The following is a 16,320-nucleotide window of genomic DNA, read 5'->3' on the forward strand; positions in this document are numbered from 1 at the left end:
GGGGGCGCGCGGCGGCCGGTGTGAGATACGGTTGCGCTTTTTACAAAAATGGCGGCGGCGGGCGCCGCACGACGGTCGGGCCTCGGGGTTACGCAGGCAAAAAAAACGGCGCGGAAATCATTCCGCGCCGCGTTCTTCATGCACGCTTGTTCAGTCGCGCGGGAAGATCCACACGTTGCGTGCCGGCAGGGCCAGCCGGCACGGCCCGGCCTCGCGGCTCTGCGGGCCGTAGGCGCGCAGCGACAGGCCATCGGGCGCGCCGTCGGCACGGAACACATACTCCCAGCGGTCGCCCAGGTACATGCTGGTGATGAGCGGCAGCTCCAGCGTGTTGCCGTCGGCGTCCTGGTCGACCCGGACCTGTTCCACCCGGATCACGGCGGTGGCGTCCTGGCCGGCAGCCACGCCTTCGGCGGCCTGGCCCCAGAGCGACCAACCGTTGCCCTGCAGCCGTGCCTGGCCGTCGCGCACCTCGACGACCTTGCCATCGAGCCGGTTGTTGCTGCCCATGAACTCGGCGGTGAAGCGCGTGCGCGGCGAGCCGTACATCTCCTGCGGCGTGCCCTGCTGCTCGATCTTGCCGTTGTTGAGCAGCAGGATGCGATCGGAGATCGCCATGGCCTCGCTCTGGTCGTGCGTCACCATCAGTGCCGACAGGCCCAGGCGCATGATGAGCTCGCGCAGGAAGGCGCGGGCCTCCTCGCGCAGCTTGGCGTCGAGATTGGAGAGCGGCTCGTCGAGCAGGATCACCGGCGGGCTGTAGACCAGCGCGCGGCCGATCGCCACGCGCTGCTGCTGGCCGCCCGACAGCTGATGCGGGTGGCGCTGGCCGAGCTTGCCCAGGCCGAGCTGGTCGAGCACGTCCTGCACGCGCTGCTTCACCTCGCTGCCGGACACGCCGCGCAGCTTGAGCGGATAGGCCACGTTCTCGAACACGGTCTTGTGCGGCCACAGCGCATACGACTGGAACACCAGGCCCAGGTTGCGGTCCTCGGCCGGCACTTCCTGGCGCGCGGCGCCATCGAACACCACCCGTTCGCCGATGCGGATGCGGCCCGCCTTGGGGCCTTCGAGGCCGGCCACCGCACGCAGCAGCGTGGTCTTGCCGCTGCCCGACGGGCCGAGCAGGGACACCACCTCGCCCTGGCGCAGCTCCATCGACACCCCTTTCAGCACGGGGTTGTCGCCGTAGTCCAGATGCAGATCATCGACGGAAAGCTCAATCATGAAGTTTGACTCCGAAACGCAGCGCGATGCCCAGGCCGATCACGACCAGCACGATATTGATGAAGGAGAGCGCGGCCACGATGTCGATGGCGCCCGAGGCCCACAGCGACACCAGCATCGAGCCGATGGTCTCGGTGCCCGGCGACAGCAGGTAGACGCCGGTGGAATACTCGCGCTCGAAAATGAGGAACATCAGCAGCCAGGAGCCGATCAGGCCGTACTTGGCGAGCGGCACGGTGACGTGACGCGTGACCTGGCCGCGCGAGGCGCCGGCGCTGCGGGCGGCCTCCTCGAGCTCCGGGCCCACCTGCAGCAGGGTCGACGAGATCAGGCGCAGGCCATAGGCCATCCACACCACGGTGTAGGCCAGCCACACGCTGAAGATGGTGCTGCGCAAGGCGCGCAGGCCTTCCACCACGTTCTCGCGCGCCCACTCCGCGAACGGCAGCGCGGAGAGCCAGCCGTCCTCGAGCGCGTTGTCGAGCCACATCGGCACGAACAGGAACACCCACAGGAACGCCAGGCCGGCCAGCAGGCCCGGCACCGCGCGCGGCACCAGCACGCTGTAGTCGAGGAAGCGCGTGGTGTTGTCGGGCTTGCGGTGCATGGCGAGGCCGACGAACAGATAGCAGAACACCGCCAGCGCGCCGCCGAACACGCCGATCGCGACCGAGTTGACGATGGCGCGGATCAGGTTGGGCTGCGACAGCACCGTGCGGAACGCATCCAGCGAGAGCACGTCGAGCAGCGACACGCCCAGCCCCCAGTTCGACACGAAGGCACGCAGCAGCACGCCGATCAGCGGCACCACGATGGTGACCAGCAGCCAGAATGCCACCACGGCGCCGGCCACCCAGCGCCAACGGCCCAGCGGCAGCGGCCGGGCGCGCGAGGCCTTGCCCTTCATGGTGACGAACCGGTTGGCGGTGCGCATCAGGCGGCGCTGCAGCATCACCAGCGGGATCGTCATCGCGATCAGCACCACGGCGACGGCCGCCATCAGGTGGTACGACGGGATGCCGAGCTTGTTGGTGAGCTTGTAGAGATAGGTCGCCAGCACCAGGTTGCCCTCGGGGTCTCCGAGCACCAGCACCAGCCCGAACACCTCCAGGCCCAGGAAGAACAGCAGCACGGTGGCGTACAGCATGGCCGGCCGCACCATCGGCAGGCTGACCGACATCATCACGCGCAGCGGCGAGGCGCCGGCCACGCGCGCGGCCTCCTCCACGTCCGAGCCCATGCTGCGCAGGGCCGAGGAGATGTAGAGGTAGGCGTGGGGCACGTGCGTGAGACCCGCGATGATGACGATGCTGGTGAGCGAATAGACGTTCCAGGGCACGAAGCCGAGCAGCTGCTGCGCCCAGCTCGAGAAAAAGCCCACCGGACCGGCCGCGACCACGTAGCCGAAGCCCAGCACCATGGGTGACACGAACACCGGCACCAGGATGAGCGGCTCGATCCAGCGGCGGCCCGGCAGATCGGTGCGGATCATCAGGAACGCCAGCATCCCGCCCAGCGGAATGGCGATGATCGCCAGGCCGAACGCGAGGATGAATCCGCTGCGCAGGGCCTTGTAGAAGTCCGGATCATCGAAGATGAAGCGGAAGGCATCCAGGCTGAAGTGCTTGCTGGGCGAGAAGAACGGCGCCGACAGAAAGCTCTGGATGATGATGAAGGACAGCGGCACATAGATCGCGAGCGCCGTCAGCAAGACGACGACACCGCGCGGCAGCGACTGCCATTTTCGGCGCAATGACTGCATGGAGAAGATCCCGTCTTCAGAGGTGGTGCGGACGGCGCGCGAGCGGGGCCGGGCCCCGCCCGCGGCGCGGACTTACTTGCCCGCGGCGGCGCGCCACTGCTTGATGAATTCCAGGCGCTTGTTCTGCTCGAGGTAGTCGAGCAGGGTCTCATTGACGGGGATCGGCTTGAGCGCGTTGCCCAGCTTCTTGGTCAGGCCGTCGACGTCGTTGTCGCCGTCGATGTCGTCGCGGATCGAGGCCATGTCGGCCTTGTTGGCGACGATGTCCTGGCCCTTCTTGGACAGCAGGTAGTCCATCCAGAGCTTGGCCGCGTTCTTGTTCTTGGCCTTCTTGCTGATGAAGGCCACGCGCGACAGCACCAGCGTGTAGTCGGTGGGGTACGACACGCCCAGCGACGGATCGGTCTTGGCCCGCGTCTCGGCATAGGAGCCGAGGATGTTGTAGCCGACGAGGTTCTCGCCGGACGACACGCGTTCCATCATGGTGCCGGTGGACGACTGCACGATCAGGCCGCCCTTCGCGGTGTCGCGCAGCGTGTCGAAGTAGTGGGCGTCGTTGGCCTTGTCCTGCACCGCCAGCATGAAGCCCACGGCCGACTTCTCGATGTCGTAGGTCGTGACCTTGTTCTTGAACTTGTCGGGCTGGCTCGCGATCAGCTTGGCCAGCGCGGTGTGCGTGGTCGGCACCTCGTTCTGCGGGATCAGGCGCTTGTTGTAGATGAAGACGGCCGGCTCGTAGGTGGTGCCGTAGGCCGAGTCTTTCCAGACCGCCCACTTCGGCAGCTTGTCGGCTTCGGGCGAACGGTATTGCAGCGCGTAATCCACGGCGAGCTTGAGCGCCGAGTCCATCGACGAGCTCCACACCACGTCGCCGCTGCCGCTGCCCGAGGCCTGTTCGCTGATGTAGCGGTTGTACAGCTCGGTGCTGTTCATGTCGTTGTATTCCACCTTCACGCCCGGGAACGCGGCCTCGAAGCCGGCGATGATCGGGCCCGCGGCCTTGGTGTCGGTGGTGGAATAGATCACGACCTTGCCCTCTTTCTTGGCGCCGTCGATGATCTTCTGATAATCGGCCGGATAGCCTTCGGGGGCTTGCTGCGCGAGCGCCGCGCCGGACGCGAAGGTGGTCAGGGCGGCCGTCAGGGCGGCGGCCAGGCAGGACTTGGCGAACATGGCTGTCTTCTCCATTGGAATGATGAAACTGGCTCTATGACCAGCCTGCGAGCATCTTAGGAGTCGCACTCTGTCGGCGTCCTGTCAGCAGCGCCGCCGCATTCCTGGGACAAACCCTAGCCTAGCGCCGCGCCTCCGGCGTGTCCGTGACCAGCCGCATCCAGTTCTGCACGAAGCGCGATTGACGCTGTTGGTCGAGTCCGACGAGCAGCGCCGGGCTCAGTACCACGGGCTGCACGATGCCGCGCGTGCGCGCCTGCAGCGCATCGGCGGTCCAGGGCCCCTCGGTGCCCTGCACCAGCGCGCCCAGCGCGGCGTGGCTCGCCGCCACCCGCTGGCCGGCCGGCGACACCAGCCAGTCGACCAGGTTGCGCGCGAGGTCGGGATTGGGCGCGCGGCGCGCGATCAGCGCCGAGCGCGCCAGCACCAGCATGTAGTCCTGCGGCAGCACCACGCCGATCTGCGCGCCCGCGGCCTGGCGCGCCAGCGCATACGAGCCCAGCAGGTTGTAGCCGAGGTCGAGCTCGCCGCGCTCGATCGCGCCCAGCAGCTCGCCGCTGGTGGCGGCCAGCCGCACGCCGACCTGCCCCAGCGCGTTGGCCAGGCCCCAGAAGTTCGACGACACCAGCTCGTCCTGCTCGGCCAGCACATAGCCCACGTTGCTCGCCGCGATGTCGTAGGTGCCGACGCGGCCGCGCAGGCTGGCACCCTCGCGCTCGAGCAGGCGCAGCAGCGCCTGGCGCGAGCGCGGCACCGTGTCTTCGTTGAAGCGGCGCGGGTTGTAGACGATCACCGCGGGCTCGAAGGTGAAGCCGTAGACCTCGTCGCGCCACACCGCCCACGACGGCAGCGTGCGCGCGTACGGCGAGGCATGGCTCATGGCGTAGCCGTCGTTGGCCAGCCGCACCTGCAGGTCCGGCGCGGAGCTGATCAGCACGTCCACGTCCGCAAGCTCGCCCGCGATGGTGGCCTCGTAGAGCTCGCGGCTGCCCATCTCGCGGTAGACCACGGTCACGTCGGGCCGCTCCTGCTGGAAGCCGGCGATCAGCGGCGCGAACACCGGCGTGTCGGTCGGGCCCGCCACGGTCAGCACGCGGCTCGACGGCCGCGGCGCGGGATAGCGGCTCTCGACGTAGCGTTCGGCCGCGGGCGCCGGCGCGGGCAGCAGGCCGCCCAGCAGCACCGCCGCGAGCAGCCAGCCCGCCAGCCGCCGGCCCGCACGCGGCCGCGCCAGGGGCAGCACGATGCGCGCCATCAGGCCGCCACCGGGCCGGTCCTGCAGCCAGAGCGAGCCGCCGTGCGCCTGCGCCACCGAGCGCACGATCGCCAGGCCCAGCCCCGAGCCCGGCAGGCCGCTGGCGCCGCGCTCGAAGCGCTGCTGCACGCGTTCCTTGTCGGCATCCTCGATGCCGGGGCCGCGATCCGACACGGTGAGCGCGAGCCGATAGCCCGCCACCGGCGTCACCTGGATGTCCACCTGCGACGCCGGCGCGTAGCGCAGCGCGTTGTCGACCAGGTTGCGCAGCATCTCGCGCAGCGCCACGCGATCGCCCAGCACCCGGGCGCGGCGCAGCTCCGGCGCGATCGCGATGCGCAGCCGGCGCGCGTCCAGCGGGCCGATGCGCCGGCGGGTCTCGTTGACGGTCTCGGCCACGCCCACCGCGGTGCGCTCGCCGCGCCCGAGCCGGTGCGCGATGGTGGCATCCATCAGCAGCTGGTTGATGAGCTGGCTCGCCTGCGTGGCGTTCTGGTGGATGCGGTCGACGCGCTCGCGCAGGCGTTCGGGGTCGCGCTCCTCGAGCGCCACTTCCGCTTGCGCGCGCAACGATGCCAGCGGCGTGCGAACCTGGTGGGCCGAGTCGGCCACCAGCGTGTTGAGGCTGTCCATCATGGTCGCCAACCTGCGCATGAATGCATTGAGGGCCTCGGCCAGGCGCCGCACCTCGTTGGGCACGGGCGCACGCAGGGGCGCGAGGTCGTCGGGTTCGCGGTGGCGCAGCTCGCGCTCCACCGCGGCCAGCGGCGCGAAGGCGCGCTGGATGCCGAACCACAGCAGGGCCAGCGCCACGCCCACCACCACCAGCAGCGGCCACAGGCTGCGGTTGAGGATCTCGGCGGCGAGCGCCTGGCGCGATCCCAGCGTCTCGGCCACGCGCACCGTCACCCAGCCCGCATGCTGGCTGGCCGACACCAGCCGCCCCACCGTCGCCACCCGCACCGGCTCGTCGTGATACTCGCCATACGAGAACTGCGGCACGGCGGAATCGGCCAGCGGCAGGCCGGGCGCGAGGTCGGCATAGCCCGTGATCGCGCGGCCGCTGCTGTTGAGCGCCTGATAGAACACCCGCTCGCTGCCCGGCAGCATGGCCAGCGAAGAAAACGGCGGCTCCACCGTCACGCCCGCGTCGTCGATCTGCACCGAGCCCGCGATGGTGAGCGCGGAGGCCGCCAGCAGCCGGTCGAAGGCCTGTTCCGAGGCGCGATGGGCGTAGGCGCGCAGGAAGAAGAACAGCGCGATCGAGGCACAGGCCAGCGCCACCAGCGCGAGCACGAACACGCGCCGCCGGATCGAGAATCCGTCAGTCCGCCTCATCGAGTCGCGCCTGGTAACCCACGCCGCGCACCGTCACGATGTCGACCGACGCGCCCGCCAGCTTCTTGCGCAGGCGCGAGATCAGCAGCTCCAGTGCGTTGAGCGACACGTCGTCGGCGTCGAACAGTTGCGCCATCAACCGTTCCTTGGCCACGGTCTGGCCCTGCCGCGCCAGCAGGATCTCGAGCAGGCGGAACTCGCGCCGGCCCAGCTCGAGCGCCGTGCCGTCGAGCGCGACGCTGCGGTTGGCGGCGTCCAGCGTCAGGTTGCCGAACGCCACCGTGCTGGAGGTCTGGCCCGAGGGGCGGCGCATCAGCGCGCGCAGCCGCGCCTCGAGTTCGCGCAGGTCGAACGGCTTGACCAGGTAATCGTCGGCGCCCAGGTCGAGCATGTCGACCTTGTCCTCGATCTCGGCACGCGCCGTCATGACCAGCACCGGCGACTCCAGGCCGCCGCCGCGCAGCTCGCGCAGCACGGCAAAGCCATCCTTGGCCGGCAGATTGATGTCGAGCACCAGCGCGTCCCAGGGCTCGGCGCGGCCCCATTGCACCGCGGCCGCGCCGTCGCGCACCCATTGCACGCTGTGGCCGGCATTGCGCAGCTTGCTCTCCACGGCATCACCCAGGTCGGCGTTGTCCTCGACCAGCAGAATGCGCATGTCTCGTCTCCCCTCTGCATTTTTTTCGAGGTTGTGTGCGAGGGAGTGTAGCCCGCGGGGGCTTTCAGATGGCATTCATCGCGCGCGGGCGGGAGGCCTCACAGGAAGCGCATCGCGCCGGCCTCGATCCAGGGCAGGCCCAGGCCCGCCGCCGTCGCGCACAGGGCCAACCCACCGAGCCGGCGCGGCGCCAGGCTGAGCGTCAGCGCCGCCAGCAGCGCGCCGCACGACAGCATGCCGGCCCAGACCACGGTCGCGACCGCCGCCCCCCAGGGTTGCAGGCAGGCGGCCAGTGCCGCGGCCGCCAGCAGCAGCGCGCACAGGCGCAGCGCGCGGCGCAGGCGCGGCGGCACGGCTTCGCTGCCGGTGGCCTGCTCGAAATGGCGGTCCATGGCCAGCGCGAGGCAGGCGCAGGCCGCGTAGAGCAGCGCCAGGGCGGCCAGCGCCGCGGTGGTCGTGCTCATGCCGGCGCCATCAGCCAGGCCAGCGGCGCCAGCACGGCCAGCGCCAGCAGCAGCCCGCACCAGGCGCGCCGCGCGGCGAACACCCACAGCGCGGCCACCGCGTAGAACAGGAAGGCCAGCAGGCTGGCGGCGACCACGCCCAGTGCCGGGCGGGCGAGGCCGGTGTCCGCCAGTAGGCGGGCCAGCACGGCGGCGGCCGACGCCGCCAACGCGTAGCCGCCCGCGACGGCGCAGACCACGCGCCCCAGCACGCGCCAGCGGTGACCGGCCGGTGTTGCCACGCCGCGCAGGCGCCAGGCCAGCACCGCAAACAGCCCGCCGAACCCGACCACGGTGGTCTCCACCAGCGCCGGCTGCCAGTCGCCCTGGCGCGCATAGCCGAGCAGATGCTGGCCGGTGCTCAGCGCGTTGCTCAATGGCAGCGCCAGGCACAGCAGCGCGGCGCAGGCGAACTGCTCGACCCAGGCGCGCTGCGGCGGCCGCAGGCAGGCATGCAGCAGGCTCGCGAGCCACACCGCGAAAAAGGCCTGGATCTCCCAGGCGTCGCGGCCCGGCTGCGCGGCCGGGATCAGGCGGTTGGCATGGAAGTACGCGATACAGGCCACGCAGGCGCCGGCGATGGCCGCCACGTTGAGCGATTCGGCCACGCGGTAGAACGCCGGCGTCGCCGCGCCGAACTCCGACTCGCCGCGGTTGCGGCGCTTGAGCATGAAGAGCACCACGCCGGAGGCCATCATCAGCGCGCCCGCCAGGCCCAGGACGAAGTACAGCCAGCGCACCGTCCAGCCGCCGAACGACGCCACGTGCAGCCGTTCCATGACCTCGTGCGCGGCATCCGCCGGCTGGCGTCCGGCCGCGCGATGCACGGCGATGTAGGCGCCGCTGGCGCCGTCGAACACGGCCCGGCCGGCCGGGCTGGAGAGATCGCGGATCGCGGCCTCGGGATCCGGCCGCGCATAGACGCTGACGCGCGCCCCGGGCTGTCCGGGGCGCTCGACCATGACCATGCGCGCGGGGCTGCTTAGCTCGCGCTGCGCGGCCTGCACCAGCGCGTCGAGCTGGCGGTGCACGGGCCGGTCCGCCGCGAGCGCGGGCGCCGCGGGCAACACCTGCGTCCGGTCGGCGCCGGCCGCGTCGGCCTGCTCGGCCTGCCAACGCGCCATGCCCTGCTCGCCATACAGCGCATGCAGCGGCAGCGGCATGTAGCTCACGTAGAAGATCGCCAGGCCGGTGTAGGCGATCATCAGCTGGAACGGCAGCGTGAGCACGGCGGACGCGTTGTGGCCGTCGAGCCAGGCGCGCTGGCCACGACCGGGCCGGAAGGTGAAGAAATCCTTGAAGATGCGCTTGTGCACCACCACGCCGGAGAGCAGCGCCACCAGCATGCCGACCGTCAGCCAGCCCACCAGCCAGAAACCGGTGGCGCCGGCATGCAGCGTGTAGTGCAGCGTCATGAAGTGGCGCCCGCCCTCGGTCTTGCGGCCCCACGGCTGCGGCAGCACGGCGCCGTTGCGGGGATCCAGCGCGGCCTCGTGCGTGACGCCGGCGGGGGTGCGCCAGACGGCCCGCAGCGCCTGGCCGGGCTGCTCGGGCAGCTCGATGCGCCAGAAGCGCGCTCCCGTCCCCTGCGCCTCGAGCAGCGCGACGGCGGCGTCCAGCGCGCGCGCCAGCGCCGCGGCCGGGTCCGCCACCGTGGCCGCGGGCGGCAGCGCGGGCTCGGCCGTCATCCAGCGCGAGATCGGCGCGCGGAACACGCTGATGCTGCCCGCCAGGAAGATCATGCACAGCAGCCAGCCGCACACCAGTCCGCACCAGGTGTGCAGCCAGCTCATGCGCTGGCGCAGGCCCGCCTGCATCGTCAGAACGTGCCGCGCAGGGTCAGCATGGCATTGCGGGGATCGCCGTAATGGATGCCGTTGACCATGTTGCCCACCGCGCTGTAGTAGGTTTTGTCGAAGATGTTGTTGACGTTGAGCGAGGCGGCCCAGTTGCGGTTGATCTGGTACCTGGCGTACGCGTTCCAGACCGCGCGGCCGCTCGCCTTCGCCTCCAGTTCGCCGATCTGGCGCGACTGGCCGCTCTGCACGTTGACGCCGCCGCCCACGGTGAAGGCGCTCAGGTCGCCGGGCAGCTGATAGGTGGTCCAGAGGCGGAAGATGTGCTTGGGCGCGTACCAGGCGAAGGCCTTGCCCTCGCTGTCCTGGTCCTTCAGGTACTTGGTGGTGTTGAAGGTATAGCCGGCATACAGATTCCAGCCGCGCGTGAGCTCGCCGCTGATCTCGGCGTCGAAGCCCTGGCTGCGCACCTTGCCGCCGTCGGTGTAGCAGTAGTAGTCGGCGGCGCAGGTCGGGCTGCTGTTGAAGTCGACCTGGGCGCGGTTGCTCTGGTCGATGCGGAACAGCGCGAAGGCCGTGTTGATGCGGCCGTCGAGCAGCTCGCCCTTGAGTCCCAGCTCGTAGTTCTCGCCGACCACGGGCTTGAGATTCTGGCCCGCCGCGTTCACGTTGCTCTGCGGCTGGAAGATGTCGGTGTAGCTGAAGTAGGTGGTCCACTGCGGCGTCAGGTCGAGCACCAGCCCGGCGTAGGGCGTGAAGTGCGTGTTCTCCTGCACCGTCTGCCCGCTCACCTTCACGCCCGCCGTCGTGGTGTCGGTATCCCAGTAGCGGCTCGAGCGGCTGAAGCGCCCGCCCAGCACCAGCTTGAGCGGATCGGCCAGCTGCAGGCGCGTGGCGCCATAGAAACCGAGCTCGCGGGCCGAGCCGATGCGCATCTCGTCGGTGCCGGCGTGCATCGCGGCGCCGACGGGCTCGGGCAGGTCCGGGTCGAAGTTGAACGCATTGAAGTTCGCGTAATTGACCAGATACGAGTAGGTGGTGTCGATCCGGTTGTGCGAGTAGGTGGTGCCCAGCACGATCTCGTGCGTGCGGCCAAACGCCTGCACCTTGCCCAGCAGGTTCGCATCCAGGCCCGAGGTGTCGATGTCGGCCACCGTCTTGGCCACGTTGACCTGCGCCATGTTGGTCACCGGGTTCACCGCGCGGCTCGAGGTGGTGTACTTCAGGTACTGCTTTTCCTTGACGTAGGCGCCGGTCACCTTGACGCGCCAGTCGTCGTTGAAGGCGTGGGTGAAGTCGGCATAGAAGCCGTCGTTGGTGGTTTCCTGGCGGTTCCAGTTGGCGGCGAAGCTGGTGGAGCGCTTGAAGCCCACCTCCTCGCCGTTGCTGTAGCGCGGCAGGCCCGACACCGAGGGGCGGCCGCGCAGGTCTTCGTGGCTGTAGCCCAGGTTGAGCTGCGTGCGCGGCGAGAAGTCGTATTCCAGCGTGCCGTAGAAGGTGGTGTTCTTGAAGTTGACGCGATCGACGAACGAATGGACGTCCTGGCGGTCGATCAGCGCGCGGCCGCGCAGGCTGCCGTCCTCGTTCAGCACGCCGCTGCCGTCGAGCTGCACGCCGTAGCGGTCCCAGCTGCCGGCCTTGGTCTCGACCATGAAGTGGTCTTCGGCCAGCGGCCGCTTGCGCACCAGGTTCACCGCGCCGCCGGGCGAGCCCGAGCCCTGCAGCAGGCCGGCCGCGCCCCGCAGCACTTCCACGCGGTCATACATGGCGGTGCCGCCGGAATAGTTGTTTGCGCGACCATAGAAGCCGCGCTCGAGCGGCACGCCGTCGTACTGGATCACCGAGTTCTCGAACCCGCGCGAATAGATGTACTTGCCGCCCTGCGGGCTCTGCTGCAGGGTCACGCCGGTGGTGTTCTCGAGCGCGTCGTAGACCGAGGCGAGGTTCTGCTCGTCGAGGCGCTGCCGCGTCACGACGCTGATCGACTGCGGAATCTCGCGCAGGCGCTGTTCGCCCTTGCCGATCGTGGCAGACGCGGTGGTGTACGAGCCGGTGCCCTCGGTCACGAGGCGATATTCCTGTCCGGTCACCGTCACCGGCTCGAGCATGGCGGTGCCGCCCGCGGGCAGCCTGCGCACGGCGAAACCGCCGCTGGCCAGGCGCGCGCCCTCGAAGCCGGTGCCGGCCAGCAGCGCGGCGAGGCCGCGGCTGGCGCTCCAGTTGCCCTTCAGGCCCGCCGTGCGCAGGCCTTCGACCTGCCCCGCGTCGAACGACACGTTCACGCCCGCGGCGCGGCCGAACTGGTTGAGCGCCTGGTCGAGCGGGCCGGCCTCGATGGCAAACGCATGTTCCGCTTCCTGCGGCGCGACGGCGGCCTGCGCCTGGGCGGCGGGCACATACCCGACGAGGGCGGCGCCGCAGAGCACGCCGGAGAGGGCCGCAGACAGTGCGGTGGGAACGGGCGCGCGGCGCGCCGACACACGAGGACGAGCGAGGGTCATTGCTTCTTCTTGAAAGGGCCAGGTTGAGAGCGTTCTTTCCCTGTAGGCCGGTCAAGAATCCAGATCCCCTCACTTTTTCGGAAAATATTTTTGCGCGGGGCCGCGCGGTGCGTCAGGCGGGGCCCACCGTGATCCAGAACCGGGTCCAGTAGCGCACGCGGATGGGCAGGGTCTGGGCCAGGAACTGCAGCGCCTGGTCGACGTCGTTGACGTGATAGGTGCCCGAGACACGCAGGTCGGCGATCTCGGGCGCGCAGCGGATCCGGCCATGGCGGTAGCGCGCCAGTTCGGCGAGCAGGTCGGCCAGCCGCATGTTCTTGCCCACCACCGCGCCCTCGATCCAGGCGTCGGACGCCATGGCGGGCGCCACGATGCGGACCGCGCGCTGGCGGTCGAGGCGCCAGTCCTGGCCGGCCTCGGCCACCACCGGCGCGGCGCCGTTGGCGGGCCGCAGCGCGACGGCGTCCTGCTGGACGCTGACGCGCGCGCTGTCGTCGTCGAGCCGCACCACGAAGCGCGTGCCCAGCGCCTGGACCGCGCCGAACGGCGTTTGCACGAAGAATGGCCGCCTCGCCGCGTGCGCGGCGTCGGCGCCGGTCGCGATCGAGACCTCGCCGCGGTACAGCACCAGCACCCGCTCGGCGCCGTCCATCCGCACGGCCACGGCCGTGTCGGTGTTGAGCACCAGCTCGGTGCCGTCGGGCAGCGTCCTGCGGCCGCGCCGGCCCACGCCGGTGCTGACGTCGGCCAGCACGCGTTGCCAGGGGGTCTGCTCGCGCACGACCCAGCCGGTGCCCAGCACGCCGCCCGCCAGCACGAGACCCTTGAGCACGGCACGGCGTTGCTGTCGCCGCGCCTGGTGCGCGCCACCCATGGCGGTGAGCGTGTCCAGCGCGAGGCGCTGCGGCACGGCGGCGAAGTCGGCGTTCAGGGACTGCATGCGCGACCAGGCCCGCTCGTGCACGGCCGCGGCCTGGCGCCAGCGTTCGAACGCAGCACGGGTGGCGGAATCAGGCTCGCCGAAATGCAGCTTCACCGACCAGGCGATGGCCTCATCGACCACCGCCGACGGGATCGGGACGGCTTCGCTCATGGCGCACCGAAACGGAAGGCATAGCACTGGCGCAGGCCCGCGGCCACGTAGCGCTCGGCGGTCGCGAGCGACACCCCCAGCCGCTCGGCGATCTGCGGGCAGCTCATGCCGTCGAGCTGCGCCCACAGAAAGACCTGCCGCACCCGGGGCTTGAGCGCATCCAGCATCTGGTCGATCCTGATGAGCGCCTCCAGCACCAGCAGCCGGTCTTCGGGCGAGGGCGCCAGCGGCTCGGGCGTGCGCGCCAGCACCTCGAGCCAGGCGCGCTCGAGCTCGCGGCGGCGCCAGTGGTCGACCAGCAGCCCGCGTGCGATGGTGCTCAGGTAAGCGCGCGGTTCGCGCGTCTCGACGGCCGCCGGACGGCGCAGCAGGCGCACGAACACGTCGTGCGCGAGGTCGGCGGCCTCGCAGGAATTGCCCAGTTGCCGGCGCAACCATCCCTGCAGCCAGCCATGATGGTCCGCATACAGCGTTTCGACTCGGTCTTGCGTCGTGGGGGGCATCGCTGGCTTGCAAATGATAACTATTATCTAGTTTAGTGCAGCCCCTCGAACCGAGGCAAGGCTGCGCGTGGCGCCCGCCCCTCGAGGCCGCGCCGCGCTCGACGGCTCGCCGTTCAGGCGCTGCGCAGCGGCGGCGCCTGCCAGGCGCGATGCGCCACGGGCGCGCCGGCGTGGCGCTCCACCTGCACCAGCGCGGTCTGCGCGCTCGGCCCCTGGGTCAGGCGCGAGGTGCCGACGTCGGCGGTCAGCGTATTGGGATTGCCGTGCCGATCGAGGTCGCCGTCGGGGTCCGACCAGGCGCCGGTGGCCATGATGACCACGCCGCGCAACAGCCCCGGATCGAGCACCGCGCCGGCCAGGCAGGCGCCCCGTTCGTTGTAGACGCGCACCACATCGCCGGCCTGGATGCCGCGCTCGGCGGCGTCCTCCGGGTTGAGGGCCACCGGCTCGTGCCCGGCCACCTTGCTCGCGCGCGACAGCGCCGCCGGATCGAGCTGGCTGTGCAGCCGCGTGCGCGGCTGGTTGGTGAGCAGGTGCAGCGGCCAGGTACGGGCCGCGTCTGCGCCCAGCCATTCGGTGGGCGCGAGCCAGGCCGGGTGGCCCGGACAGTCGTCGTAGCCGAACCCGCCCACCACCTCGGAATAGAGCTCGATCCTGCCCGACGGGGTGCGCAGCCGATGCGCCACCGGATCGTGGCGGAAGCCCTCGAACAGCACATAGGGCCGCTCGGGCGGCGGCACCTCCGCATGGCCCCGCTGCCAGAACACCTCGAAGGGCGGCAGCTCGACGCCGCGCTCGGCGCAGCCCGCGCGCATGCCCTCGTAGACGTGGCGGCACCAGCCGTCGACGTCGCGGCCGGCGGTGTAGGTGTCGTGAAAACCAGCGCGGCGCGCCAGCTCGGCAAAGATGTCGAAGTCGTTGCGCGCCTCGCCCTGCGGCGCGATGGCCGGATGCATCGCGAACACATACGGGTCGCGCGAGGAGCCGCCCACGTCGGCGCGCTCGAGCGGCGTCGTGACCGGCAGCACGATGTCGGCGCGGCGCGCCAGCGGCGTCCACCAGGATTCGTGCACGATCACCGTCTCCGGCTGGCGCCAGGCGGCGCGCAGGCGGTTCTGGTCCTGGTGATGATGGAACGGGTTGCCGCCCGCCCAGTAGATCAGCTTGATGTCGGGATAGACGTGGCGCTCGCCATTGAAATCATATTCAGCGCCCGGCGCGAGCAGCATGTCGGTGATGCGCGCCACCGGGATCGCGAGCTGCGCGGGATTGCGCGGCACCGGCACCTCGGGCCCCGGCACGATGCGGCGCGGCTGTCCTATGCCGTTGAGCGAGGCGTGGCCGAACGCGAAGCCGCCGCCCGGCAGGCCGATCTGGCCGATCAGCGCGGCCAGCCCGATCAACGCCCAATACGGCTGCTCGCCATGCTTGGCGCGCTGCAACGACCACGCCGCCGTCAGCAGGCTGCGTTGATCGGCCACGGCGCGCGCCAGCGTCACGATGGTGTCGGCCGGCACGCCCGTGATGCCCGCGGCCCAGGTCGCGTCCTTGGCCTGGCCGTCGGTGTCGCCACGCAGATACGCGGCCCAGCGTTCGAAACCGGTGCAATGGCTGGCGACGAACGCCGCGTCGTGGCGGCCCTCGGCGATCAGGGTATGGGCCATCGCCAGCATCAGCGCCGTGTCGGTGTTGGGCCGGATCGGGATCCAGTCGGCGTTGCTGCCCGCGGGAATGTCGGCGCGGGTCGGCGTGACCGCGACCAGCCGGATGCCGCGCGCCTGCGCCTCCTCGAGCCAGCCGGGCAGGTTGTGCAGCCCCGCGCCGCCCGAGGTGACCTGGCTGTTCTTGACCGGGATGCCGCCGAACGCCACGATGATGCGGGTGTTGCCCAGCACGCTGTCCCAGTCGGTCACGTCGCCGCTCACCGGGCTGATGCTGCCGATCACGTGCGGCAGCAGGAACTGCGCCGCGCCCCAGCTGTAGTTGCCGATCTGGTCGACGCAGCCGCCCCCCTGGAACAGAAAGCGCCGGATCAGGCTGCGCGCGTGATGCACGCGGCCCGCCGACGACCAGCCGTAGGAGCCGCCGAAGATGCCCGCGGGGCCGGCGCTGGCGCGCACGCGCGCCAGCTCGTCCGAAACCAGCGTGAGCGCGCGCTCCCACGACACCTCGACATATTCGTCGTTCTCGCGCTCGCGATTGCCCTCGAGCCAGCCGCGCCGCACCGCGGGACGCTGGATGCGCAGCGGCGAATGCACCATCTCGGGAATCGACGCCAGCATGTCCGAAGGCGCCGGATCGGCGCCGAACGGCTCGCAGGCGATCAGGCGCCCGCCTTCGGTGACGGCGGTGAAGGCGCCCCAATGCGCGAGCGAGGGACTGCGGAGACGGGTCATGGGCGTAGCGGAAGACGGCGGCCGGGCGCGGCCGGATGACGGCGCATGGCGCGCCTGGCCGACGGGCCAGGCTCCCCCGAAGCATAAAGGAAAAGCCCCGCCCGCCCTGTCCGCA

Annotated in this window: 11 protein-coding genes; all 11 read right to left on the reverse strand. The window is 70.5% G+C overall.

Going from position 1 to position 16,320, the window contains the following annotated elements; all coding sequences use genetic code 11:
* Positions 1-150 precede the first annotated feature (150 nt).
* Positions 151-1,227, reverse strand: a complete 1,077-nt coding sequence (locus tag CEG14_RS20090) for an ABC transporter ATP-binding protein (RefSeq protein WP_094828142.1) — start codon at positions 1,225-1,227, stop codon at positions 151-153.
* Entirely contained in the window at positions 1,220-2,989 is a 1,770-nt protein-coding gene (locus CEG14_RS20095; protein ID WP_094828143.1) for an ABC transporter permease, read from the reverse strand. Before CEG14_RS20095 ends, CEG14_RS20090 begins: the two co-directional genes overlap by 8 nt.
* 72 nt (positions 2,990-3,061) lie before the next feature.
* Positions 3,062-4,162: an ABC transporter substrate-binding protein gene (locus CEG14_RS20100; protein ID WP_094828144.1), complete on the reverse strand. Its 1,101-nt coding sequence runs from the start codon at positions 4,160-4,162 to the stop codon at positions 3,062-3,064.
* A gap of 121 nt (positions 4,163-4,283) precedes the next feature.
* A complete protein-coding gene (locus CEG14_RS20105) occupies positions 4,284-6,755 on the reverse strand; it encodes a sensor histidine kinase (RefSeq protein WP_094828145.1) in 2,472 nt (823 codons plus the stop codon).
* The gene (locus CEG14_RS20110) at positions 6,742-7,413 is read right to left on the reverse strand and encodes a response regulator transcription factor (RefSeq protein ID WP_094828146.1); all 672 of its coding nucleotides are present in this window, start codon (positions 7,411-7,413) and stop codon (positions 6,742-6,744) included. Before CEG14_RS20110 ends, CEG14_RS20105 begins: the two co-directional genes overlap by 14 nt.
* A 98-nt stretch (positions 7,414-7,511) precedes the next feature.
* On the reverse strand, positions 7,512-7,877 hold the full coding sequence (locus tag CEG14_RS20115; protein ID WP_094828147.1) for a DUF3325 family protein: 366 nt from the start codon (positions 7,875-7,877) through the stop codon (positions 7,512-7,514).
* Positions 7,874-9,733 carry a PepSY-associated TM helix domain-containing protein gene (locus CEG14_RS20120; protein ID WP_094828148.1) on the reverse strand — a complete coding sequence of 620 codons (1,860 nt, stop codon included), beginning with the start codon at positions 9,731-9,733 and terminating at the stop codon, positions 7,874-7,876. The genes CEG14_RS20115 and CEG14_RS20120 overlap by 4 nt, the downstream gene beginning before the upstream one ends.
* Before the next feature lie 2 nt (positions 9,734-9,735).
* The gene (locus CEG14_RS20125) at positions 9,736-12,213 is read right to left on the reverse strand and encodes a TonB-dependent siderophore receptor (protein WP_094828149.1); all 2,478 of its coding nucleotides are present in this window, start codon (positions 12,211-12,213) and stop codon (positions 9,736-9,738) included.
* Positions 12,214-12,325: 112 nt separating this feature from the next.
* Complete coding sequence (locus CEG14_RS20130) at positions 12,326-13,306, reverse strand: FecR domain-containing protein (RefSeq protein WP_094828150.1); 981 nt, start codon at positions 13,304-13,306, stop codon at positions 12,326-12,328.
* The gene (locus tag CEG14_RS20135) at positions 13,303-13,809 is read right to left on the reverse strand and encodes a sigma-70 family RNA polymerase sigma factor (RefSeq protein WP_094828151.1); all 507 of its coding nucleotides are present in this window, start codon (positions 13,807-13,809) and stop codon (positions 13,303-13,305) included. The genes CEG14_RS20130 and CEG14_RS20135 overlap by 4 nt, the downstream gene beginning before the upstream one ends.
* Positions 13,810-13,922: 113 nt before the next feature.
* Entirely contained in the window at positions 13,923-16,205 is a 2,283-nt protein-coding gene (locus CEG14_RS20140) for a molybdopterin-dependent oxidoreductase (RefSeq protein WP_094828152.1), read from the reverse strand.
* Positions 16,206-16,320 lie beyond the last annotated feature (115 nt).

This window comes from Bordetella genomosp. 1, from assembly GCF_002261335.1.
Taxonomy (GTDB): Bacteria; Pseudomonadota; Gammaproteobacteria; order Burkholderiales; family Burkholderiaceae_B; genus Bordetella.

Bases quoted from the DNA above. Each gene is read 5' to 3' on its own strand.
- CEG14_RS20090 (WP_094828142.1), bottom strand. From the start codon at position 1,227: ATGATTGAGCTTTCCGTCGATGATCTGCATCTGGACTACGGCGACAAC.
- CEG14_RS20095 (WP_094828143.1), bottom strand. From the start codon at position 2,989: ATGCAGTCATTGCGCCGAAAATGGCAGTCGCTGCCGCGCGGTGTCGTC.
- CEG14_RS20100 (WP_094828144.1), bottom strand. From the start codon at position 4,162: ATGTTCGCCAAGTCCTGCCTGGCCGCCGCCCTGACGGCCGCCCTGACC.
- CEG14_RS20105 (WP_094828145.1), bottom strand. From the start codon at position 6,755: ATGAGGCGGACTGACGGATTCTCGATCCGGCGGCGCGTGTTCGTGCTC.
- CEG14_RS20110 (WP_094828146.1), bottom strand. From the start codon at position 7,413: ATGCGCATTCTGCTGGTCGAGGACAACGCCGACCTGGGTGATGCCGTG.
- CEG14_RS20115 (WP_094828147.1), bottom strand. From the start codon at position 7,877: ATGAGCACGACCACCGCGGCGCTGGCCGCCCTGGCGCTGCTCTACGCG.
- CEG14_RS20120 (WP_094828148.1), bottom strand. From the start codon at position 9,733: ATGCAGGCGGGCCTGCGCCAGCGCATGAGCTGGCTGCACACCTGGTGC.
- CEG14_RS20125 (WP_094828149.1), bottom strand. From the start codon at position 12,213: ATGACCCTCGCTCGTCCTCGTGTGTCGGCGCGCCGCGCGCCCGTTCCC.
- CEG14_RS20130 (WP_094828150.1), bottom strand. From the start codon at position 13,306: ATGAGCGAAGCCGTCCCGATCCCGTCGGCGGTGGTCGATGAGGCCATC.
- CEG14_RS20135 (WP_094828151.1), bottom strand. From the start codon at position 13,809: ATGCCCCCCACGACGCAAGACCGAGTCGAAACGCTGTATGCGGACCAT.
- CEG14_RS20140 (WP_094828152.1), bottom strand. From the start codon at position 16,205: ATGACCCGTCTCCGCAGTCCCTCGCTCGCGCATTGGGGCGCCTTCACC.